Genomic DNA, 20,749 nt, shown 5'->3' on the forward strand with positions numbered 1-20,749 from the left:
ACCCGCAGGGCCGATCCCAGCCTATAATGCCCTCACAGGACAGATTCGTCACAGGAGATTTCAGGTGGAGCAGCCTGCCCCGCAATGGCTTGATGTCGGCAATGGCGCGGACGGCCGCCGGATCGCCTTTCTGGAGCAGCCGGGAACAGGACATCCCGTGGTCTGGCTCGGCGGCTTTCGCTCCGACATGCGTGCGACCAAGGCTGACGCACTCGCGCAATGGGCAAGCCGTAGCGGACGCGCCTTCCTGCGCTTCGACTATTCCGGACATGGCGAAACCGGTGGCGATTTCAGCCTCTGGACCTTGTCGCATTGGCTGGAGGACACCCTCGCCGTCATTGCCGCGCGCTGCGAGGCCCCGCCGGTCCTGGTCGGCTCGTCGATGGGAGGCTGGATTGCGTTGCTCGCCGCCCGGAGACTGCGCGGCACCACTCTTGCTCCTGCCGGCATGGTGCTGATCGCGCCCGCCGTGGATTTCTCCGAAGAACTGATGTGGGCTCAGATGCCGCCAGCGATTCGCGAGACGATCCTGCGCGACGGGGTCTGGCAGCGCCCATCCGCCTATTCGCCGGAGCCGACGCCGATCACGCGGGCGCTGATCGAGGATGGCCGTAGCCATCTCCTCTTCGGCGGCGAGATCAGGACGGGTTGCCCCGTCCATATCCTTCAGGGGATGCAGGACCCCGACGTGCCCTGGCAGCACGCGATCAAGCTGGTGGAACATCTGAGCGGCGATCCCGTGACGCTGACCTTGATCAAGGACGGCGATCACCGGCTCTCGACGCCGCTGGACATTGCGAAACTGCAGGCTGCGGTGGCGGAGATCGCCACCGCCTGACGCTCGCAGTTCAATGCAAGCTGACCATCCGCAGGTCGTGCTCCCAGGCATTGGCGGTCGCGGCTTCCCGGGAATCGGTGACCAGGATCGGCGCGCCATCGGCGGAGAGCAGCGCGAAGAGCTTGAGGCCCGGCTGGATTTCCGGAGCCTGCGGAAAGATGCGCAGCAACTCCTCGGAACTCATCGGCTTGAGATAGGCGACTTCGCCTGTCCCAAGTGCAGCGAATTCTGCCTGGGTCAGCGGCGCTGTACGAATAACATTGGTTTCTTCAGTCATCGCGCCCTCCTTTGAGCAGTGCGAATGGCGGTTCTTATGTTGATCACCAGATCATGAACGAAAGCACAACCGCGAAGCCTTCGTTCCGACCTTGGGCTCAATCGCGACTGATAATATCAATACGCCTGATGAGCCGCTCCGGTTCCGGCCTGACCAAATCAATGGCGAGCAGGCCATTCGACAAGTCCGCCCCGAGAACCTGCATTCCGTCAGCCAGCAGAAAGGAGCGTTGAAACTGACGCGCCGCGATGCCGCGATGCAGGAACTGCCTGCTCTTGTCGTCGCTCTGCCGGCCACGAATGGTGAGCTGATTCTCTTCCAGCGTGATCTCAAGCTGGTCTCGCGAGAACCCCGCCACGGCAAGCGTGATCCGGAGACGATCCGGCTCATCCTCCGTGCGCGGCATCCGCTCGATGTTGTAGGGTGGATATCCTTCGCTTGCGCCTTTCGCGACCCGGTCCAGCGCACGTTCGATATCATCGAACCCAAGCAGGAAGGGATGGGACAGGCTAGGCGTACGCGTCATGCAGAAGCCCTCGAAAGGCGCCTCGTCTCTCGATCGAAGCCCGCTGGCGCAGCACTCCGCAGGCGGAAGGCGAAGCCCTTCCGCTTGATGGTGATATGGCAATCGCCAGCAACGGGTTCAAGACCGTCGAAAGCTCAGCCCACAAGCGCGGCGTCGACAGGGCGTCACTCGGCCAAATCGCGACGCCGCGCGAGGGCGATCAGGAGCGCCGGTTCGCCCCCCGCATCATTTGGCGAGGACGATGCCACGCTCCTTGCGCATCTTGTCGAACACCAGGCCCATCGCCTTGATGATTGTCACCTTTGGGTTGGCCTTGCAGTAGACAATGGTCTCGTGCTCGGCCTCCCTGGCCCGCGCGACGTTGATGAAGTGCTTTTTGCCAAGACCATTGTACCAGCCGCTATACCAGGTCGTCAGAAGATCGGCGTCTTGCTGGAACGTACCGGCCAGCTGGGCACAGGTCAGTTTCTGGACATCGATGTAACCGTTCGCGTCGGCGTAGGTTTTCAGCTCAACCTGTGCATTTGCGCCGGTTGCGGCGAAGGCGATGAAAGCTGCGGTGGCAAAGGCGAGGCTGCGCATGGTTCGTTCCTTCATTATCCAGGGATTGAAAATGGGGGCGATGCCAGACTAAACCGTCAAAAGCTCATCAGCAGGTTTTCTCGATTTCAGTATTCGCCAATCCTTATTCTTTCGCGGCCCAAATGGCGATAAAATCGGCTTGTTATCGTGCCTGCTTGCGAGCCCAAGACGTCACTCTCTTTGGCATGTACGAGCGACGCCACAACATTGGACTGATCTACTTCGGTCGCACAAGCCGTATTCGGAGCGAAGCGAACTTTAAATCTGCCATCCGAGGGCCAGACATCAAATCTTGGGCTATCCCATTTCAATCTGGAATCGAGGGAGAAACTCTAAGCGGAACACCGGACGCCGCCACGAATGACGCGCCGCTCGGAGGTCTGCCGCGGCGGCGCACGAACACGCCCTCTGCCGATCGTTGAGGAACCTGAGGACGTTCAAAAACGCCCGGCGGTTGCTGAACGATCAGCGAAGGCTCTGATGGCTCGTGAAAACAGAATTAGGCGCTAGCGACGGACGCCGACCCTGTTGACCCCACCATTGCGATTCCCCGGACGAGGCGCTGTCACGGCACCGACCCCAACGGGCCGAGCAACGAGACGAACGCCGGGCCGCGCGACGCACCCGGCGGGATAACCGATATAGCTGCAATAAATGACAGCATTTGCGGGAGCCGTTGTCGCGGCAAGACCGGTGAAGGCGATTCCGACCGTCGCCATTGTGAAAATCGCAAGTTTAACTTTTGTCATTTCAGGTCCCCGGGACTTTGAAGATAACAAGCGCTGGGAAGGATAACATCACATCTACTTCGACGGAAGGACCGATGACATCACCGACACCACCGACACCCGAGTCGAAAATGGGATTCCCGCGTCCGGAATGTGGCGCCTGTGAGCCACCATCGAAATGCGCGTCGCCGGTCTATTTGACGCGCGCCGCACCAGAGGATAGCCCATGCTGACGGCGGCTGCGGCGCAGATCACGCGAGGGCGTTGACGGCGGATCGGCCTCGCCCGGTGCCGCAGCATGTCGACGCCTTTGGCAGACACCGACACCCTGCCCCGCTACGCGCCCGTGCCGACCGTGCCGAGCCCCACCACAAGCGCGCGGACGTTGATGGCACCAAACGCCTGAAGGCCCGCACCGGCCGCTGAGCAGGCCACTGGGGCGCTGACGTCCCATCCCGCAATGGATGGTGCCGCGCCAGGCCGCTTCTACGATGGAGCGGCTTCGCCGCTTCATCTGGACGGCACCGCCTCGAATTGCGGCGGCTTCGAAGGGGAGACCCGGGAGCCCGCGCGTCGGGTCGCTCAAATCCGCACCGAGCCCCGACAGGCGAGGCAGTCCAACCGGACACGCCTCCGACACGATCGATGGTTTTCAACGGGGAGGAATGGTACAGCCACCCCGGCTTGAACGGGGGACCTCTAGATCCACAATCTAGCGCTCTAACCAACTGAGCTATGGCTGCACGGCACTCTCGGCGCCCTTCGGGCGCCCTGCCAGACCGCGCAAGGATGCGAACTGGCCGGCGGCGCGGAACCTAGTGCCGTCGCGGCGCGATTGCAACCGCCGAAATGCACCGCACCACACGAAATCCAGCGCACCGTCGTTTGCCCCTTCAATCCCGCCGCAAAACGGCCTGCGCAGTACGTGCCAGATCCGTCACATGGGCGGAATAGGCCTCATAGCCGCGGCGGAGCGCCTTGGCGTGAATCACCACGGCGTCGGCGGGATTGTCCGTCCTGGCGAGGGTCTCTGCCTCGCTCAGCGCCGCTTTCAGTTCGGTACAGGCATGGTCGAGAACCTTCGCCTGCAGCGCGCCGACCACGCGTGCGGCGGCAAGCATCTGGGCCAGCCAGGTCGACGCTGTCAGCGTCGCAAATTCCGGCGGGCGCGGGAGCGGCGGCACAGCGGCCGCGACGGGCTGGACCGCGCTGGCAAGCTTGCGAACATCTACGGAGACGGTCGCTGTCGCCTTCTTCGCGGCTTCCGTCCCGGTCTTCACGACGGCGGCGCTGACTTCCGCTGCCGATTTGAGGATAGCGGCCGGCTGGCTGGCGGCCGCGGCCGAAACCGCCTTGGCAGCGGCAGCCGGCTTTCTGGTCACCTGCTTTGCGACACGAACCTTGGTCGACGGCTTGGCCTTGGCCGCGGGCGCCGCAGGCTGGCGCGCCACCCCGGGCTTCGCAGCGGGCGCGACTGGCGCCGCGACCGGGGCAGCGGCGAGCTTGGCGGGAGGCACGGCTCTGGCGGCCTGGAGCGGCGCGGCCGGCGGCTTGACGGCGCCCTTCAGCGGCTCGACCGGCTTGGTCACGGCCGCCGACGGCACGGCGGCGGCGGGGACAGCGGCGACCTTGGCGGGTGGCACAGCGCTCGCGGCCTGGAGCGGCGCGGCCGGAGGCTTGACAGTGCCCTTCAGCGGCTCAACCGGCTTGGTCGCGGCCGCCGATGGCACGGCGGCGGCGGGGACAGCGGCAACCTTGGGAGGTGGCACAGCGCTCGCAGCCTGGACGGGCGCGACCGTAGGCTTGACGGTGTCCTTCAACGGCTCAACTGGCTTGGCCACGACAGCAGCCGCCGGTGGTACGGCGGCAACGGGACCTGCCGGTTGGGCAACGATGGGCCCGGGCGCCGGCTTGACGGGCGCAACCGCAACGGGTTCCGTCGGCGCCGAGGCGGAATTGACACGCGCGGAAACCGGGGCAGAGGCCACGGCAGCGGAACTGGCAGAAGGCGCCCCGACCACGGGGCCGGTCGCCGCCGGGATTGCCGGCGCGACCTTCGGCTCGGTCGGCGCCTCGCCGGGGAGAGCCTTGACGGAAGCGAGACTGATCGGAGCCTTGGACCCGATCTTTGGCGGAACAGGCTTAGCCATCGTCATTCTCCTTCAGCGAGCTAACGGGTGGCGCCGAGCGCTGGCCCGGCGCCAGTGGCCTCAAGTCGCGCGGAGCAGCGCAGTGCGGCGCCGCTGGCGGTTCACTTCACCTTGGTCGCCTTGGCAGCGGTCTCGGCAGCCTTGGCCGCAACCTCCTGGGCAGCAACGCCCAGATCCTTGAGCTGGCCCTGGAGAGCCGCAACCTGCGATTTCAGGAATTCGGACTGATGCTGCAGGACCTCTGTCAGGTCCTTCGACTTGACCAGCTTCTGGGCGAGGTCGAAGGCGGCGGCGACATTGCTCTCGGCATAAGTCATGGCCTTGCGGGTCACGTCCTGAGCGTTGACGCGTGCGGACTCGGCCGAACCATGCGCACCGTCCACTGCCTTGTGGGCCGCGCCGATGAAGCCATCGAAGGCCTTGCGGGCCTGCTCGACGCTGCGCTCGGCGAACTCGCGCATCTCGGTCGGCACTTCATAAGGCGTCTTGCCGGTCATGGGTTATCCTCCTGGCTGTGGATGGCTTGGTTTACCACTCGATTGTGCACTGCAATATCATTATTGCGACGCAATGACAATCGCGTGACCCCGCTACGTTAACGCTGTTTCGATCAGACGCGGGAGAGCCTTGATCAGTTCCATGGATTTGCAGTCATTTGCCCGCTATTAAGGCTTTGTTAGCCATATCGGCGCAGACCGAACGAGCGGATGGGAATGAGCGAACCCGGGCAGGATTGGGCGATGCAGGGAACAGACGCAGCGAAAGACGCAGCGCTGGCGCCCTTCATTGCGGACGGCGCCTTGATGCTCTGGGACCAGAAGACTTCCCGGGTCGGCTTTGTCAACGCGGGCGCCGAAGCACTGCTCGGCCAGCATGCCGATGGCACCTCCTTGCCCACACCAACGCGCAACAGGCTGGCGCTGCTCGCCGGCGGGCTCGCTCCGCGGGATCATCTGCGCCTTGAACGCCTCCGGCTGACGCCCGGCTTCACTGCCACGCTAGTGACATGCGGCTGCAAATTAGTGACGGGACCAGAGGGGCAACAGATCCTTGCGATCGCCGTCGCTCCGTCGGAGTTGCGCCGACTCGGCATTACGGTTCCGCCGACAGCAAGTGTCGTGGCGCCATCTGCCCCGGCCGCAACCGTCGCTTCTCCAGCGCCGGCAACCGCTGCACCGAAGCGCGCGACCGTGCGTTTCGTCTGGCAAAGCGACGCTGACGGCCGCTTCACGAGCCTTTCGCCCGATATCGCAGAGATCATCGGGAGCGATGCTGCCGCCGGCCTGATCGGCCGCAGCTGGCTGGAGCTGATCGATCGCGATCTGCTCGACCGCGAGGGCAGCCTGATCCAGCGACTGGCCTCCGCCACCACCTGGAGCGGACACCCGGTCCTATGGCGGACTGCTGGTCTCGCCGAAGGGGTCCGGGTCGAGCTTTCCGGCGTGCCTGTTCTCGATGCGAAGCGTGATCTTGCAGGTTTCCGTGGTTTTGGTCTCGCCCGCATGACCGAGCGCGAGCCATTCCCGCTGCCCACCGATGCGTCGGACGGCTCTGTGCCTGCTTCAGCACCAGTGCCCCCTGCCCCAGCCTCCGACGAGATTGGGTCCGCGCCGCTCGTCGCAGAGCCGACCGACAGCGCAAACGAGGGCGAAGCCCCCGAGATCGGCACCGACGTTCCGGCCACGCAGCCGACGCCGGCGGCTCGCACTGAAACTCCGCCCCCGAACGAGGCCGGCGCCAATGTCGTGCCGCTTAGGAACGGTCATCTCACAACGGTCAGACCGCTGCTCGAACCCTCGAAGGCGCTGCTGACCTCCGCTGAACGCAACGCTTTCCGCGAGATTGCCAAGGCGCTCGGCGCCCGCATTGCCGGAGACGACGAGAACGAGCCCCGGCTGCCACCGGCGGCCCCGCTGCGCCTGAACGACGAAGCCAGCCGCTTCGACCTGCCGGCGGCCGAGCCGACGAAGCCGAACGGCACCGCGGCAGCCGAATCCGAGCCGCCTGCGGTTGCAGCTTCTCCGATTTCCGAACCCGCGCCGGCGGTCGACGCGCCCTCCGCAGCTGCGGGTCGGCCACGCCTGCCTAATTCGCATGCCGATGTGCTCGACCGCCTGCCCGTTGCAGTCCTGGTCAATCGCGGTGACGAAGCGCTCTATGCCAATCGCACGCTGCTCGATCTGCTCGACTACGCGGATCTCGCCGACTTGAGCTCCGGCGGCGGCATCAGCCGCATGATCAAGGGAGCCGCCCGCTCCGATGGCGGCACCATGATCCTCGTCGACCGGACGGGCCATCTCGTCAGTGTCGATGCCCGCCTGTCGAGCGTCTCGTGGCAAGGCGAGCCCGCGACGCTGATGGCCTTCCGTCATCCCGACGGCGGTGGCGAGATCAAGGTACTGACCGAGGAAGAGGCTGAGGACGCAGAGCTCGCAGCCGAGTTCGAGGCCGAGGAGGCCGAGATTGCGGCGCGCGTCGACGCGCTGCGGCTCGACATCGACGCCCGTGAAGCCCGGATCAGCGAGATGATCGCGGTGCTCGATACCGCAACGGACGGCGTCGTCACCGTGGATGAGCGCGGCCGTATTCTCTCGCTCAACAAGACCGCGGAGGCCCTGTTCGGTTACGACCAGCGTGAGGTCTCAGGCGAATTGTTCACGCTGCTCTTCGCTCCGGAGAGCCACGCTCCTGCCCTCGATTACCTCGAAGGACTCAAGGGCGGCGGCGTGGCCTCGGTGATGAATGACGGGCGCGAAGTCATGGCGCGCGTGCGTCAGGGCGGCCGCATTCCGCTGTTCATGACCATGGGCCAGATCGCCGATGGCGCTGAGCGGCGCTTCTGCGCCGTGCTGCGCGACATTACCGCCTGGAAGAAGACCGAAGGCGAATTGGTCGAGGCCCGCAAGGCGGCAGAGAAGGCCAGCGCCCAGAAATCGGACGTGCTTGCCAAGATCAGCCATGAGATCCGTACACCGCTGAACGCGATCATCGGCTTCGCCGAAGTCATGGCCGAGGAGCGTTTCGGGCCCATCGCCAATGAACGCTACAAGGAATACCTCCGCGACATCCACCAGTCGGGCGGCTATGTCATAAGCCTCGTCAACGACTTGCTCGACCTCGCCAAGATCGAGGCCGGCAAGCTCGATCTCGACTTCGTCAGCGTCAATCTGAATGAGATCGCGCTGTCCGTCGTCAATCTGCTGCAGCCGGAGGCGCAACGTGGGCGCGTGGTGCTGCGCTCCGGACTCTCGCCCAAGCTGCCGCCGGTCGTGGCCGATCAACGTTCGATCCGCCAGATCGTGATCAATCTGCTCTCCAATGCGGTGAAGTTCACCGATGCCGGCGGGCAGGTCATCGTCTCGACAGCCCTTGGCGATCAGGGCGAGGCGATCCTGCGGGTCCGCGATACCGGCATCGGCATGGACGACAGCGAAATCGCAATGGCGCTGGAACCGTTCCGCCAGGTGCCAACGACGCGACGCGCGGGAGGCACGGGCCTTGGCCTGCCGCTGACCAAGGCTCTGGTCGAAGCCAACCGCGCGGCGATGACCATCACCAGCGTCAAGAAGGAAGGCACGCTGGTCGAGATCACCTTCCCACCGCAGCGCGTACTGGCGGGCTGAAGCCCGCGCGCTTTCGGCTTGCCCCTGGGGGGGGGCGCGCCGCCTTGTCGCAGCGGAAGCTGCCCGGCACGCCCTTTACTTTACTGTCGTCTTGCGCGCCTAAGCTCCGATATTCGGAGCAACTCTGCCCCCGAAGGCACCAGCCCCGAATCGGTGCGCCTGGACTTTCCCCTTGCGGCGATATTCTGGCCGGAATATCCGCCCCCTGGGCAAATTCCCAAGGGTGATGCGAGTACATTCAGTCTGCCATGGTTCTCGCCGGAAGAAATGCAGACCGCGCTGACTCAGAGCATCCCAATCTGAGCTACCGGTTCTGGGCCGCGATCATCCTGGTCATGGCCTGTTCATTGGCCCTCGGCCTGACACTCATCGCTAGCTATTACGGCGATCTCGACGCCAGTCGCGACAACCTCTCCAAGCTGCAGGCCTTCAGGCTCGCCCTGGACGCGGCCAATCGACTGACAGCAGAACGAGGGCCGACGAACAGCGTATTGGGCGAGGAGCCATCGCTCGACAGCCCTTCCCGCCTACGGCTGATTGCGTTTCGCGTCGAGACCGACGCCGCGCTCGCGCGGATTTCCGCGACCGCGCAACTCAAACCCTCGATGGATGCCCTGGGCCAGACGCTCGCCTTGGCCCGGCAGCAGGTCGACGCGCTCGCCAGCCGCCCCCTGTCAGCGCGCAGCAATCCCGAGATCGAGCAGGCGGTCGAGACCATGTTCGGCGTCTTCGATGCGGCCCAGCCGATGCTGTCCATGGTCATGACCGGCCTCCTCGCGGGCGAAACCGATCTCGTCGGTCACGCCATGGTCGCGCGCATGCTGAGCGAGCTGCGCGAATATGCCGGGCGGCTCGGCTCCCATCTGGTCATCCCGATGGCCAGTGGCCTGCAGATCGATCTCGATCGCAGGGGCGCCTTCGAGCTGAGCCGGGGGCGCGTATTGGCTTTATGGGAACTCGCCGGGCAACAGACCGGGGCGAGCGAGGATGCGCGTGTCGCCGCCGCGCACAAAGTGGTCGTCGAGCGCTTCTTCGGGACTGGGATGGCGCTGCTCGAGCGAACGCTCAAGGCAGGCCAATCAGGTGATTTTGGCCTCACCCCGACCAGTTTCACCAACCTCGTCGTACCGACATTCGCACCGCTGGAGCAGCTTCGCGACGTCTATCTCGATGTAACGGTCGAGCATCTGCAGATCGAGCGCAATGTCGCCCTGCGGTCCCTCATCGCTGTCGTGGGTGCGACCTGCCTGGCGCTCCTCATCGAACTCGCTTTGCTCGTCGCCAGTCAGAACCTGCTGTTCCGGCCATTGCTGCGCGCGCGCAGCAACATCCTGGCCCTCGCTGACGGGGCCGTGCAGGAGCCCATCGACGGCCGGGGCATGCGTGGCGAGATGCGCAGCCTTTTCCTGGCGCTCGATACGCTTCGCCGGCGGCTCGTCGAGCGCAACACGCAGGACAACGAACGCGCGGCGCTGACGGAAAAGCTGAGGAAACGGGCCGACACCGATGGTTTGACCGGCGTGCTGAACCGGGGCGCCCTGGAGCGACTGGTCGCTCACCTTCATGACGGAGAAGCCGGCCCGACGGGCATCGGCCTGATCCTTCTCGACATCGACTACTTCAAGGACGTCAACGACCGATTCGGCCATGCCGCGGGAGACGCGATCCTGAAGGAAGCCGCCCAGCGCCTGCGCTCGGCACTGCGGCGTGACGATGTCATTGCCCGCTTTGGCGGTGAGGAGTTCGCCATCCTCCTGATGGATCCACAAGTCGAATCGCCGATCGACGTCGCAGAGCGGCTCCGGACGATTTTGCAGGCCTCCCCCTTCACGCTGGAAACGGGAGAAAGCGTCGAGGTGACCGCGAGTTTCGGCGTGGCGCGAGCGCAAAACCAGGACGGAGGCTGGCCTGCGCTCGTCGCCGCCGCCGATCGCGCGCTCTATGTCGCCAAGGCCGCGGGGCGCAACCGTGTCGAGGAAGACCGGAAGACGTCCTGATTCAAGCTCCTCGCCATCCCGCTCAGGACGGCGACCACCGGAACCTCACCTGATCACGACGATCCTCGATCCGCTTCACACGCGCGTGCGCTGACCGGCCGCAGGTGTAAGTTTCCGCCCGTCATAGTTTCGCCCCTTCCCGCCGCCCATAGGAGGCCCCCCGTTCTCGCAGGCAGAGTCGCGAAGAGTTCCGACCGACGGAGTGGTGTTGCGCCCGTTCTACGACGAAAACGCCGATGCGCTGACCGATCCCTTTGCGCCTCGCCGCAGGCCCATGCCGCTGCGCGATCACGCCGCCTTCTCGGGCCGGTGGCTTTCGGCCAGCCTGCTTCTCGGATTGGTCGGAGCCGGATTGCTGACCTCGTCATTGCTGGTTTCCGAGGCCGATAGTCCCGCGACGCGAAGCCCCGAAAAGGCCATCATGGCCTTGCCGCGCGGCACCAGTGCAAACGGCTCGGCCCGCAAGGGAGACCTGCTTGTGCAGCGCGGGTTCTCGATCGGCACGGCACGTCATTTCCGTGCGCCGCTCACAGAAACTGTCGGCGCGCGCGAAATCACCAAAGTCCATGCACTCGTCCACGTCGCAGCTGAGCTCTCGCCACTCGCCATAGCTGCTCCCAACATGCCCGATCTCGAATCACTAGGCTCTCCGCCCAGCGCAGGTCGAGAGGCTGCGCCGCAGACGGCAACCGATCCCGCCGATGCCGACGTCTCGGTCGTGAGGCGCGATCTCGTCGATCAGGCCGCAACGGGCACAGAGCCTGGCCTCTCGGACGCCGCCGCCACGGAGCAGGTTGCCGAGTTGCTCCGCCTCTCCGGATCGGAACCGCAACTGCCGCTGGAGTACTCGAATCAGCGCATCCTCTCGCGCACCCTTCGGTTGGCCGTGGAAGCCGAATCGGAGGAGGCCTCCCCCCTCGGCTCACCGGCATTTGGCTCCCTGGATGTCAGAATCATCCCGGAGAACGTTACCAATATTCCTGTGCGCACAGGCTCTCAGGGGCCATTCGAAGAGCGCGACGTCATGCTCGGCCATGGCGACACCCTGGCCTCCATCCTCCAGAACAATGGCGCCGACGACCGGCGGGTCGCGGCCATCATCGCCGCGCTCGGAAAGCGCGCGAAGGCGGAGCTCCCGGAAGGTCAGCATCTGCGCATCCTTATCGCACCGGAGGGCAGCGGCCAAACCGTCCAGCGCGTCATTCTCTTCGACGAAACCGGCCCGGAAGAGATCGCCGCAGCCGACGATAGCGGCCGGTTCGTCGCGGTTGCCAAGAATGACGCGCACCGCGGTCCGGCCGACGACAGCAACGATGACGACGACGAGGACAGCGGCGAGCGCGCCACCCTCTTCCAGAGCGTCTATGCCAGTGCGGTCAAGAGCCAGGTGCCGCGTGAACTCATCGACGAGTTCGTCGGCATCTTCGCGTCGAATCTTGATCTCAAGCAGCGAACGAATGTCGGCGATCGCCTCGAGATGATCTTCAGCGACGACGAGAGCGCCCCGACCGGCCGCCGTGAGCTGCTTTATGCCGCGCTGACAGCGGAGGGAGAGACCCACCGTGTCTATCGCTATGCTTCGCCCGAGACCGGGGATGTCGACTATCTCGACGAAGAAGGGCTTTCACTGCGAAAACTCCTGATGCGCCGACCGGTCCAGATCGGACGCATGAGCTCGCCCTTCGGCATGCGCCGTCACCCGATCCTGCGCTATTCACGCCTTCACAGCGGCGTCGACTGGGCCTCGCCCCGTGGCACGCCGATCATGGCTGCCGGTGACGGGAAGGTTGTGGCTGCCGGCCCGCATGCCGGCTACGGCAACCGCGTCGAGATCGAGCACGCGAATGGTTACGCCACCGCTTACAACCACATGGCCAATATCGGCTCGCAGATCAAACCGGGAGCCGCCGTCCGCATGGGCGAGATCATCGGCACCGTCGGGACGACGGGCCTCTCGACCGGACCTCACGTCCATTATGAGGTAACGATCAACAACCACTTCGTCGATCCGATGAAGGTCAAGCTGCCGAGCAACCACAGTCTGGGCGGCGCGGCGCTAAGTGAGTTCAAGGACCACCAGCGCCAGATAGAGAAGCTGCGGCAGCCCGGGCCGGCCGCCACCGTCGCAGTGCAGAACGGACGTGCTGGCTAAAGCATCGCCCCGCACAGTGGATTGCGGCTTGCAGCAAGCCGATGCGAACACAGAAAGCCAGATGATCGGATCGGAGACGAGATCCGATCATCTAATCGCGCCTGTTCTGCGGTGGGGCGTTCAGAGCAATGTGCCGCTCAGGATCATCGCGGCCACCCCGAAATAGATCATCAGGCCGGTGACATCGACCAATGTCGCGACAAAGGGTGCCGAAGCACTCGCTGGGTCGAAACCCAGGCGCTTGAGGATGAAGGGCAGCATCGAACCGGTCAGCGAGCCGAAGGTGACGATACCGAGCAGAGCCACGCCGACCGTCGCCGCGATCAGGGCCCAGTGCTCGCCATAGTCGTACAAACCGAGCTTCTGCCAGACGATGACGCGCACGACACCGATAGCGCCGAGGATGGCGCCAAGCGTCAGGCCGGTCGGAATTTCACGCAGCGCCACCCGCCACCAGTCACTCAGCTTGATCTCGCGCAACGCCAGCGCCCGGATCAGCAGGGACGTGGCCTGCGACCCGGAATTGCCACCCGAGCTCATGATGAGCGGGATGAACAGGGTCAGCACGATTGCCTTTTCGAGCTGGCCCTCGAAATGCTGCATCACCGAGGCCGTCAGCATCTCGCCAACCAGCAGGATGCTGAGCCAACCAGCGCGCTTGCGGATCATCCGGCCAAAGCTGATCTCGTTGTAGGGCTCGTCGAGCGCCTCCATGCCGCCCAGCTTCTGCACGTCCTCCGTCGTCTCCGCGATCATCGCATCGATGACGTCGTCGACCGTGACGATGCCGATGACGCGGTCGCCCGCATCGATGACTGGAACGGCAAGGAGATCGTATTTCGTGAACAGCCGCGCGACATCTTCCCGGTCCACCTCCGGCGTCACGCTGATCGGCTTCATCTCGGGCACGACAGAGGCGACGAGCGCCTGCGGATCGCCGCTGATCAGCCGGCGCAGCGAAACGGCCCGGACCAGCTTCCCGGTCGCGGGATCGAGGACATAGATGGCATAGATCGTCTCGCGCGTGCGCTCGACATGCCGGATGTAGTCGAGCGTGCGCGCGACAGTCCAGTCGGCCGGCACGCTGACGAATTCCGTCGTCATGATCGAGCCCGCGCTTTGCTCGGGATAGGCGAGCAGGCGGTTCAACGTCGCGCGCGTGTCGTGGTCGACGCGACCGAGCAGGCGCAGACGCAGCGGCTCGTCGAACTCCGGGACCACGTCTGCGACGCGGTCGGCCGACATGGCAGACAGGAACTGCGCCGCGCGCACTTCCGGCATCAGGCCAAGCGCTTCGGAGGCCACCGTCAGCTCAGGCTGGTCCAGGACCTCGACAGCCCGTTCGAACGGCAAGGCAAGGAGCACGGCCGCAGCCGTTTCCACGTCCTGGTCGTTCAGGGTTTCGACAATGTCGGCGATATGGTCCCGCGCCAGCGTCTGGGCGAGAGTGGCTGCGAGAAGATCCCGCTCCGGTGCGGTGGCAACGGCGTTCATAGCTCTTATCCTTTGATCGGCCGTCATGGCCGATCGCAGGCGAGCCGGTTTCCCCGGTCAGGCGCGCGAAGCGGCGTCAGACGGCATCGACTGTCGACTGGGACTGTCGGTTGGCATTGGGTCGGGGTTCCTGTGAAACTGCCGCTGGAAGGCTTGCAGCGAGGCGGAGATGCACCCGAAGGCTCATCGCGTCAACCCCCAACTCCGTGACCGGAACGCGTGTGCGGGAACGCGAGTCCATCTTGGCGGGAACGAGCCGATCACGCCGGTTGGCGGTTCAGTGCGGGCCCTCTAAGGTCGGGGCACGCAACGACGAGGGCAACATGGAATTCGCGCTGAGCGACGAGGAAGGACTGATCCGCGAAGCCGCGGGGAAAATCGCGTCCGACCGGCTGGCGCCGCTGGCCGAAGCTCTTGATCGCGGCGAAGGTCGCAACGAATTCCTGGCCAATCTGAAGACCCTCGCCGAAAACGGCTTCATGGCGCTCAATGTCCGCGGCGAGTTCGGCGGCAGCGAGGCTGGCACGGTCGCCTTCGCGCTGACGCTGGAGGAACTCGCGGCCGCCTGCGCCTCGACCGCCGTCACGACCTCGGTGACCAACATGGTCGGAGAGGTCATCCAGGCGGTCGGCTCGGCCGAGCACAAGACAACCTATCTGCCGAAGCTCGCTGACGGTACGTATGCGGCCGGCGCCTTCTGCCTGACCGAAGCCGGAGCCGGCTCGGACCCCGCGGGGATGCGGATGCGGGCGCGCCGCGATGGCGACGGCTATGTCCTCGACGGCCAGAAGATCTTTATCACCAGCGGTGAATATGCCGGCCTCTTCGTCGTCTGGGCCGTGACCGACCCCGACGCGCCGAAGGGCAAGGGCATCTCGGTCTTCCTGGTTCCGGCCGACACGCCTGGCGTCAGCGTCGGCAAGGCCGAGAAGAAGATGGGACAGACCGGCTCGGCCACGAACACCATCCATTTCGAGGGTGCACGCATCCCGGCCTCTAGCCTGATGGGTCGGGAGAATGACGGCTTCCGGGTCGCGGTCGGCGAGCTGGCCGGCGGGCGCATCGGCGTCGCCGCCGTTTCGCTCGGCATCGCGCGTGCGGCCATGGAGGCCGCGAAATCCTACGCCAAGGAGCGACAGCAATTCGGCCAGGCGCTCAGCGACTTCCAGGGTCTGCAATGGATGATCGCCGACCGTGAGCTCGATCTGCATGCTTCGCGGCTGCTGATCCTCGACGCCGCCGCCCGGAAGGATCGCGGTGAGCCTTTTGCGCGGGAAGCCTCGATGGCCAAGCTCTTCGCCTCGGAAGCGGCGCATCGCTGCACTGACACGGCAATCCAGATCCATGGCGGCGCCGGCTATTGCCGCGACTTCCCCGTCGAACGCTATGCCCGCGATGCCCGCATCACCCGCATCTATGAGGGCACCTCCGAAATCCAGCGCCTGATCATCGCCCGCGAGACCTTGCGCCAGACCGTCTGACCACCCCCCAACCTGAAAGCCTGCCTTATGACCCTGACGATCTACGGGTGCTATCGTTCGCGCGCGACGCGCAATATCTGGCTCGCCAACGAGCTCGGCCTCGCCTTCAAGCACGTGCCTGTGATCCAGGCCGGCCGGGTGCCTGATCCCAAGGCGGCTGACGCGCCGGTCCATACCCGCAGCGCCGAATTCCTGAAGGTGAACCCCAACGGGCATATTCCGTCGATCGACGACGACGGCTTCGTGCTGCACGAATCGCTCGCGATCAACCTCTATCTCGCTCGCAAGCATGGCGGGCCGCTGGCGCCGAAGGACGTCGGGGAAGAGGGACTTGCGGCGATGTGGTCGCTCTGGGCCGCGACCGAATGCGAGACCAATGCGCTCAATACGCTCTATCACCGCATCGCCAAGCCGCCGGCGGAGCGCGACGCCAAGCTGGCCGACGCCGCGGCAGAGGCCCTGCGCGCGCCTCTGGCCGTGCTCGATGATGCCCTCGCCAGGGACGGCTATCTCGTCGGCGGTCGCTTCACCGTCGTCGACATCAATGTCTCCGAAGTCATTCGCTATGCCCAGACCGGCGCACCCGAGCTGTTCGCCGCCGTCCCGCATGTGAAGGCCTGGCTCGAAGCCTGCCAGGGCCGCCCTGCTTTCAAGGCGATGTGGCAGGCACGGGACGCCGAGGCGGCCTGATCAGAAAGCGGGTGGCGGCCCGCCTGACTTCACCCTAGCGATCCTGCAACCGCGTTTCAGGATCGCGTCAAGGATCGAGCCCATGGCCCCCACCCCCGCCGCCCCGCCGCCCGCGATGGGCACGCGCGAATGGCTCCTGCTGCTCGTGCTTTCGCTGCTCTGGGGCGGCTCGTTCTTCTTCGCCAAGATCGCGGTGACGGAGTGGCCGCCGCTCGCCGTGGTGCTGGCGCGGGTCGCTCTTGCGGCAGCCGTGCTCCATGTCGCCGTGCGCGCGCTTGGACTGACGATGGCGGTGGGCGGCCGGATGTGGCTCGCCTTCTTCGGCATGGGCCTGCTCAACAACCTCATCCCCTTCGGCCTGATCTTCTGGGGGCAGACTCAGATCGGCGCTGGCCTCGCCGCGATCCTGAATGCGACCACCCCGGTCTTCGGCGTGGTTGTCGCCCATCTTTTCGGAAGCAACGAGAAGGCCACACCACTGAAGATCGCCGGCGTGCTGGCCGGTGTCGTCGGCGTCGCCATCCTGATGGGCCCAGATGTGATCAGTGGACTCGGCAATGCACTGCTTCCGCAGCTCGCCTGCCTGGCGGCGGCACTCTCCTATGGCTTTGCCGGCCTCTATGGCCGCCGGTTCCGCGAGCTCCCACCATTGGTGACGGCAACTGGCCAGCTCAGCGCCACGACGATCATGACCCTGCCACTGGTCCTGCTCCTCGCCCCGCCATGGCTCCTCCCGTTCCCATCCAGGGCCGCGATCGGCGCGTTGGTCGGGCTCGCCCTGCTCTCGACTGCGCTCGCCTATGTCATCTTCTTCCAGATCATGAGGCGCGCCGGTGGCAGCAACGCCATGCTGGTCACGTTCCTCGTGCCGGTCAGCGCCATCCTGCTCGGCGTCGGGCTGCTCGGGGAAGCGCTGCTGCCACGGCATTTCCTCGGCATGGCGGCGATCTTTCTGGGCCTCGCCCTGATCGACGGACGGCTCTTCCAGCGCCGCAAGGGCGCTCATCCCAAGGAAAGCCGCACCTAGCTCCACGGCTTTGTTGCCAAAAAATTATGAATTGCTCTACGGTCGCTTTCACGGCACCAGCCGCTAAAGGCCATAACCGCGACGGCTGGAAGATATCGCAAAAAGCGATACGCCAGAGGGGAGCAGACGATCGTCATGGATGTTCGGCAACTGCGATGCTTCATCGCGGTGGCGGAGGAACTGCATTTCGGCCGCGCGGCTGAAAGGCTTGGCCTCGCACCACCCGCACTCTCGCGCCAGATCAGCACGTTGGAAGACGAGCTGGGCGTCAGCCTGCTCACGCGCACGACACGTCAGGTCGCGCTGACGCGCGCCGGGCTACTCATGCTGGAGGAAGCCAAAGGCATCCTCGTCAAGATGGAACACGCCTCGCGCGCCGTACGCGAAGCCTCGCTCGCCTCGAGCAAGGTGCTGCGGGTCGGCGCGATCGATGCCGCCTCCTCCAGCTTCGTTCCGCAAGCGCTCGTCGCCTTCCGCGAACGTCACCCCGGTATCGAGATCAAATTTGTCGAAGCCATGACCGCGGCTCTGATCCAGATGCTGGAAGCCGGTAAGCTCGACATCGCGCTCGTGCGTCCGCCGCGCAAGCCGACAGACTGCGCCTTCGAGATATTGCGGGTCGAACGGCCGATCGTGGTGCTGAACGAGACCCATCCCCTCGCCGCCCGCGAGAGCCTGACGATGAACGATCTGATCGGCGAGCCGTTCGTCGTTCCGTCGAAGCGGATCCGGCCCTTCGCCTATGATCTCGTGATGGCCTATTTCGAAAGCGTCGGCTCGGTGCCGAACGTGACGATCGAGGCCACAGAAAAGCCTGCGATGATGTCCGCCGTCGCCGCGGGGCTCGGCATGGCGCTCGCCCCCGACTGGGTCTCGCGACTGACCTTTCCGGGCGTGACCATGCGCCGCCTGCGTGGCGCCTTGCTCGATCCGCCGCCGGCCGGCGCCCTTGTCGGCGTCGCCTGGCGTCCGCATCAGAAACTCGCGGCGCGCGACGATTTTCTGAACATCCTTCGCGAAAGCGTGACGCTGATCGACGAGAAGAACGTCCTGCCATTCACGATGCCTGTCAAAAAACTGAAGCGTGCGGCCCAGACCGCCAGACCCCAGACTGGAGGAGCCTGATGAGCTTGAATACGATTGAACGCGCGCAGGGGCTGCGTGTCCGTTCGCAACAGGATCTGGCCGCCGGGCTGTTCATGATCCTTCTTTCCGTCGTGGCTCTGTTCCTCGCCAGCGACCTGCCGATGGGGTCGCTCCGGCAGATCGGGCCGGGCATGCTGCCGAAAGCCTTCGCCGTCATCTGTGCCGGGCTCGGAGTGCTGCTGGCTCTGAGTTCGCTGCGCTATAACGGCGAGAAGCTCTCGGGATGGTCCTGGCGCGGGGTGATCTTCGTGCTCGGCGGCGCGGTCGTCTTCGGCCTCACCATTCGTGGCTTCGATTTGGGGCCGATCAAAGTCCCGCAGCTCGGTCTTGTCGTTTCCGGCCCCCTCGTCGTGCTGATCTCCGGCCTGGCCGCGGATGATCGCAAGATCAAGGAACTGGTGATCTTCGCGATCGTCATGACGACCTTCTGCGCGTTGCTGTTCAAATATGCATTGGGCCTGCCGATCCCCCTGGCGCCCTGGCTGTTGGGGATCTGATTCAATGAGTGAAATGATTGCACACCTGCAGCTCGGCTTCGGAGTCGCGCTCTCGCTGCAGAATATCGCGCTGGCCTTCGCCGGCTGCCTCGTCGGCACGCTGATCGGCGTGCTGCCCGGCGTCGGGCCGATCGCCACCATCGCCATGCTGCTGCCGATCACCTTCGGCCTTGATCCGGTCGGCGCGCTGATCATGCTGGCCGGCATCTATTACGGCGCCCAATATGGTGGCTCGACCACGGCGATTCTGGTCAATATCCCCGGCGAGGCGACCGCGGTCGTCACCACGCTCGACGGCCACCAGATGGCCAAGCAGGGCCGCGCAGGTGTCGCACTCGGAACCGCAGCGCTCGGCTCCTTCTTCGCCGGCTGCGTCGCCACCCTGATCATCGCCGCACTCGGCGCGCCCCTGACCAAGCTCGCGCTGCTGTTTGGCCCGGCCGAGTATTTCTCGCTGATGGTCATGGGTCTTTGCTTCGCGGTCGTGCTTGCGCGCGGCTCGATCCTCAAGGCCTTCTGCATGATCATGCTCGGCCTTCTGCTCTCGACGATCGGCACCGATCTCGAGACCGGCCAGGAGCGCATGACCTTCGGCTTCCCGCCCTTGTCCGACGGCATCGACTTCGCCGTGCTTGCAATGGGCGTGTTTGGTTTTGCCGAGGTGCTGAGGAATCTCGAGAATCCCGAGACGCGCGATGTCGTGCGCGCCAAGATCGGCCGCCTGCTGCCGGACTGGAACGACATCAAGCAGTCGTTTTTGCCCGTCGTGCGCGGCACCGCCATCGGCGGCATTCTCGGCATCCTGCCGGGCAACGGCGCGGTGCTGGGTCCGTTCGCCAGCTACACGATCGAGAAGAAGATCGCCAAGGACCCTTCGCGCTTCGGTCGCGGCGCCATCGAAGGCGTGGCCGGTCCGGAATCGGCCAATAATGCCGGCGCACAGACGGCCTTCATCCCGCTGCTCACGCTCGGCATCCCGCCGAATGCGGTGATGGCGCTGATGGTCGGCGCGATGACCATTCACGGCATTATCCCCGGCCCGCAGGTCATGACCAAGAACCCAGAACTGTTCTGGGGCATGATCGCGTCGATGTGGATCGGCAACCTGATGCTGCTGATCATCAACCTGCCGCTGGTCGGTGTCTGGGTGAAGCTGCTTCAGGTGCCTTACCGCCTGATGTTCCCGGCGATCCTGATCTTCTGCTGCATCGGCATCTACTCGGTGAACAACCAGCCGGTCGACGTCGCCTTCACCGCGCTGTTCGGCCTGTTCGGCTACATCCTGATCAAGCTCGGCTTCGAGCCTGCTCCGATGCTGCTCGGCTTCGTGCTCGGCAAGCTGATGGAGGAGAAGCTGCGGCAGGCGCTGATCATCTCGCGTGGCTCGTTCATGACCTTCATCGAACGGCCGATCTCCGGCGGCCTGCTGGCCGTCGCCGTGATCATTCTGGTCGTCGCTCTGCTGCCGTCGATCTCCCAGAAGCGCGACGAGGTGTTCACCGAATGACGGGGTTGCCTCGCCATCCATTTCACCATCACGC

Annotated in this window: 16 protein-coding genes and 1 tRNA gene; 10 read left to right on the plus strand and 7 right to left on the minus strand. The window is 65.0% G+C overall.

Annotation, left to right across the window (positions count from 1 at the left end):
• Positions 1-64 precede the first annotated feature (64 nt).
• On the plus strand, positions 65-838 hold the full coding sequence (locus AB4099_RS17175; RefSeq protein ID WP_441478920.1) for an alpha/beta hydrolase: 774 nt from the start codon (positions 65-67) through the stop codon (positions 836-838).
• 10 nt (positions 839-848) lie between these two features.
• Here AB4099_RS17175 and AB4099_RS17180 read toward each other — a convergent pair whose 3' ends face one another.
• From AB4099_RS17180 to AB4099_RS17205, 6 genes are all read right to left on the minus strand, one after another.
• Positions 849-1,115: a BQ00720 family protein gene (locus tag AB4099_RS17180; protein WP_113515454.1), complete on the minus strand. Its 267-nt coding sequence runs from the start codon at positions 1,113-1,115 to the stop codon at positions 849-851.
• A gap of 97 nt (positions 1,116-1,212) precedes the next feature.
• Entirely contained in the window at positions 1,213-1,641 is a 429-nt protein-coding gene (locus AB4099_RS17185; protein ID WP_043233104.1) for an Hsp20 family protein, read from the minus strand.
• Between the two features lie 225 nt (positions 1,642-1,866).
• On the minus strand, positions 1,867-2,223 hold the full coding sequence (locus AB4099_RS17190) for an HdeA/HdeB family chaperone (protein ID WP_113515453.1): 357 nt from the start codon (positions 2,221-2,223) through the stop codon (positions 1,867-1,869).
• Positions 2,224-3,617: 1,394 nt separating this feature from the next.
• Positions 3,618-3,694: transfer RNA gene (locus AB4099_RS17195), tRNA-His, on the minus strand.
• Positions 3,695-3,844: 150 nt separating this feature from the next.
• A complete protein-coding gene (locus tag AB4099_RS17200) occupies positions 3,845-5,101 on the minus strand; it encodes a hypothetical protein (protein ID WP_441478921.1) in 1,257 nt (418 codons plus the stop codon).
• Between the two features lie 101 nt (positions 5,102-5,202).
• The gene (locus tag AB4099_RS17205; protein WP_441478922.1) at positions 5,203-5,598 is read right to left on the minus strand and encodes a phasin; all 396 of its coding nucleotides are present in this window, start codon (positions 5,596-5,598) and stop codon (positions 5,203-5,205) included.
• Positions 5,599-5,814: 216 nt separating this feature from the next.
• Between AB4099_RS17205 and AB4099_RS17210 the strand changes: the two genes are divergently transcribed.
• The 3 genes from AB4099_RS17210 to AB4099_RS17220 all read left to right on the plus strand — a co-directional run bounded on the left by AB4099_RS17210 (position 5,815) and on the right by AB4099_RS17220 (position 12,873).
• Positions 5,815-8,724, plus strand: coding sequence for a sensor histidine kinase (locus AB4099_RS17210; RefSeq protein WP_441478923.1), 2,910 nt, complete (start codon positions 5,815-5,817; stop codon positions 8,722-8,724).
• A 335-nt stretch (positions 8,725-9,059) separates the two neighbouring features.
• The gene (locus AB4099_RS17215; RefSeq protein ID WP_441478924.1) at positions 9,060-10,721 is read left to right on the plus strand and encodes a GGDEF domain-containing protein; all 1,662 of its coding nucleotides are present in this window, start codon (positions 9,060-9,062) and stop codon (positions 10,719-10,721) included.
• Positions 10,722-10,929: 208 nt separating this feature from the next.
• Positions 10,930-12,873, plus strand: a complete 1,944-nt coding sequence (locus AB4099_RS17220) for a M23 family metallopeptidase (protein WP_441478925.1) — start codon at positions 10,930-10,932, stop codon at positions 12,871-12,873.
• Positions 12,874-12,993: 120 nt separating this feature from the next.
• Here AB4099_RS17220 and mgtE read toward each other — a convergent pair whose 3' ends face one another.
• Complete coding sequence (gene mgtE, locus AB4099_RS17225) at positions 12,994-14,367, minus strand: magnesium transporter (RefSeq protein ID WP_441478926.1); 1,374 nt, start codon at positions 14,365-14,367, stop codon at positions 12,994-12,996.
• Between the two features lie 323 nt (positions 14,368-14,690).
• Between mgtE and AB4099_RS17230 the strand changes: the two genes are divergently transcribed.
• From AB4099_RS17230 to AB4099_RS17255, 6 genes are all read left to right on the plus strand, one after another.
• On the plus strand, positions 14,691-15,848 hold the full coding sequence (locus tag AB4099_RS17230) for an acyl-CoA dehydrogenase family protein (protein WP_441478927.1): 1,158 nt from the start codon (positions 14,691-14,693) through the stop codon (positions 15,846-15,848).
• Between the two features lie 27 nt (positions 15,849-15,875).
• Positions 15,876-16,538: a glutathione S-transferase family protein gene (locus AB4099_RS17235; RefSeq protein WP_441478928.1), complete on the plus strand. Its 663-nt coding sequence runs from the start codon at positions 15,876-15,878 to the stop codon at positions 16,536-16,538.
• A gap of 82 nt (positions 16,539-16,620) precedes the next feature.
• Positions 16,621-17,565 (plus strand): DMT family transporter, encoded by a 945-nt coding sequence (locus AB4099_RS17240; protein WP_441478929.1) that lies wholly within the window; start codon positions 16,621-16,623, stop codon positions 17,563-17,565.
• 135 nt (positions 17,566-17,700) lie between these two features.
• Positions 17,701-18,690 (plus strand): LysR family transcriptional regulator, encoded by a 990-nt coding sequence (locus AB4099_RS17245; RefSeq protein ID WP_113518955.1) that lies wholly within the window; start codon positions 17,701-17,703, stop codon positions 18,688-18,690.
• The gene (locus tag AB4099_RS17250) at positions 18,690-19,208 is read left to right on the plus strand and encodes a tripartite tricarboxylate transporter TctB family protein (RefSeq protein WP_113518956.1); all 519 of its coding nucleotides are present in this window, start codon (positions 18,690-18,692) and stop codon (positions 19,206-19,208) included. The genes AB4099_RS17245 and AB4099_RS17250 overlap by 1 nt, the downstream gene beginning before the upstream one ends.
• Positions 19,209-19,212: 4 nt before the next feature.
• A complete protein-coding gene (locus AB4099_RS17255; RefSeq protein WP_113518957.1) occupies positions 19,213-20,715 on the plus strand; it encodes a tripartite tricarboxylate transporter permease in 1,503 nt (500 codons plus the stop codon).
• Positions 20,716-20,749: the final 34 nt, after the last annotated feature.

The organism is Allobosea sp. 2KB_26, assembly GCF_052115715.1.
GTDB lineage: Bacteria > Pseudomonadota > Alphaproteobacteria > Rhizobiales > Beijerinckiaceae > Allobosea.

What these genes read in the sequence shown, in the direction of transcription:
- AB4099_RS17180 (WP_113515454.1), bottom strand. Translation starts at nt 1,115, where the DNA reads ATGACTGAAGAAACCAATGTTATTCGTACAGCGCCGCTGACCCAGGCA.
- AB4099_RS17185 (WP_043233104.1), bottom strand. Translation starts at nt 1,641, where the DNA reads ATGACGCGTACGCCTAGCCTGTCCCATCCCTTCCTGCTTGGGTTCGAT.
- AB4099_RS17190 (WP_113515453.1), bottom strand. Translation starts at nt 2,223, where the DNA reads ATGCGCAGCCTCGCCTTTGCCACCGCAGCTTTCATCGCCTTCGCCGCA.
- AB4099_RS17200 (WP_441478921.1), bottom strand. Translation starts at nt 5,101, where the DNA reads ATGGCTAAGCCTGTTCCGCCAAAGATCGGGTCCAAGGCTCCGATCAGT.
- AB4099_RS17205 (WP_441478922.1), bottom strand. Translation starts at nt 5,598, where the DNA reads ATGACCGGCAAGACGCCTTATGAAGTGCCGACCGAGATGCGCGAGTTC.
- AB4099_RS17210 (WP_441478923.1), top strand. Translation starts at nt 5,815, where the DNA reads ATGAGCGAACCCGGGCAGGATTGGGCGATGCAGGGAACAGACGCAGCG.
- AB4099_RS17215 (WP_441478924.1), top strand. Translation starts at nt 9,060, where the DNA reads ATGGCCTGTTCATTGGCCCTCGGCCTGACACTCATCGCTAGCTATTAC.
- mgtE (WP_441478926.1), bottom strand. Translation starts at nt 14,367, where the DNA reads ATGAACGCCGTTGCCACCGCACCGGAGCGGGATCTTCTCGCAGCCACT.
- AB4099_RS17230 (WP_441478927.1), top strand. Translation starts at nt 14,691, where the DNA reads ATGGAATTCGCGCTGAGCGACGAGGAAGGACTGATCCGCGAAGCCGCG.
- AB4099_RS17235 (WP_441478928.1), top strand. Translation starts at nt 15,876, where the DNA reads ATGACCCTGACGATCTACGGGTGCTATCGTTCGCGCGCGACGCGCAAT.
- AB4099_RS17240 (WP_441478929.1), top strand. Translation starts at nt 16,621, where the DNA reads ATGGCCCCCACCCCCGCCGCCCCGCCGCCCGCGATGGGCACGCGCGAA.
- AB4099_RS17245 (WP_113518955.1), top strand. Translation starts at nt 17,701, where the DNA reads ATGGATGTTCGGCAACTGCGATGCTTCATCGCGGTGGCGGAGGAACTG.
- AB4099_RS17250 (WP_113518956.1), top strand. Translation starts at nt 18,690, where the DNA reads ATGAGCTTGAATACGATTGAACGCGCGCAGGGGCTGCGTGTCCGTTCG.
- AB4099_RS17255 (WP_113518957.1), top strand. Translation starts at nt 19,213, where the DNA reads ATGAGTGAAATGATTGCACACCTGCAGCTCGGCTTCGGAGTCGCGCTC.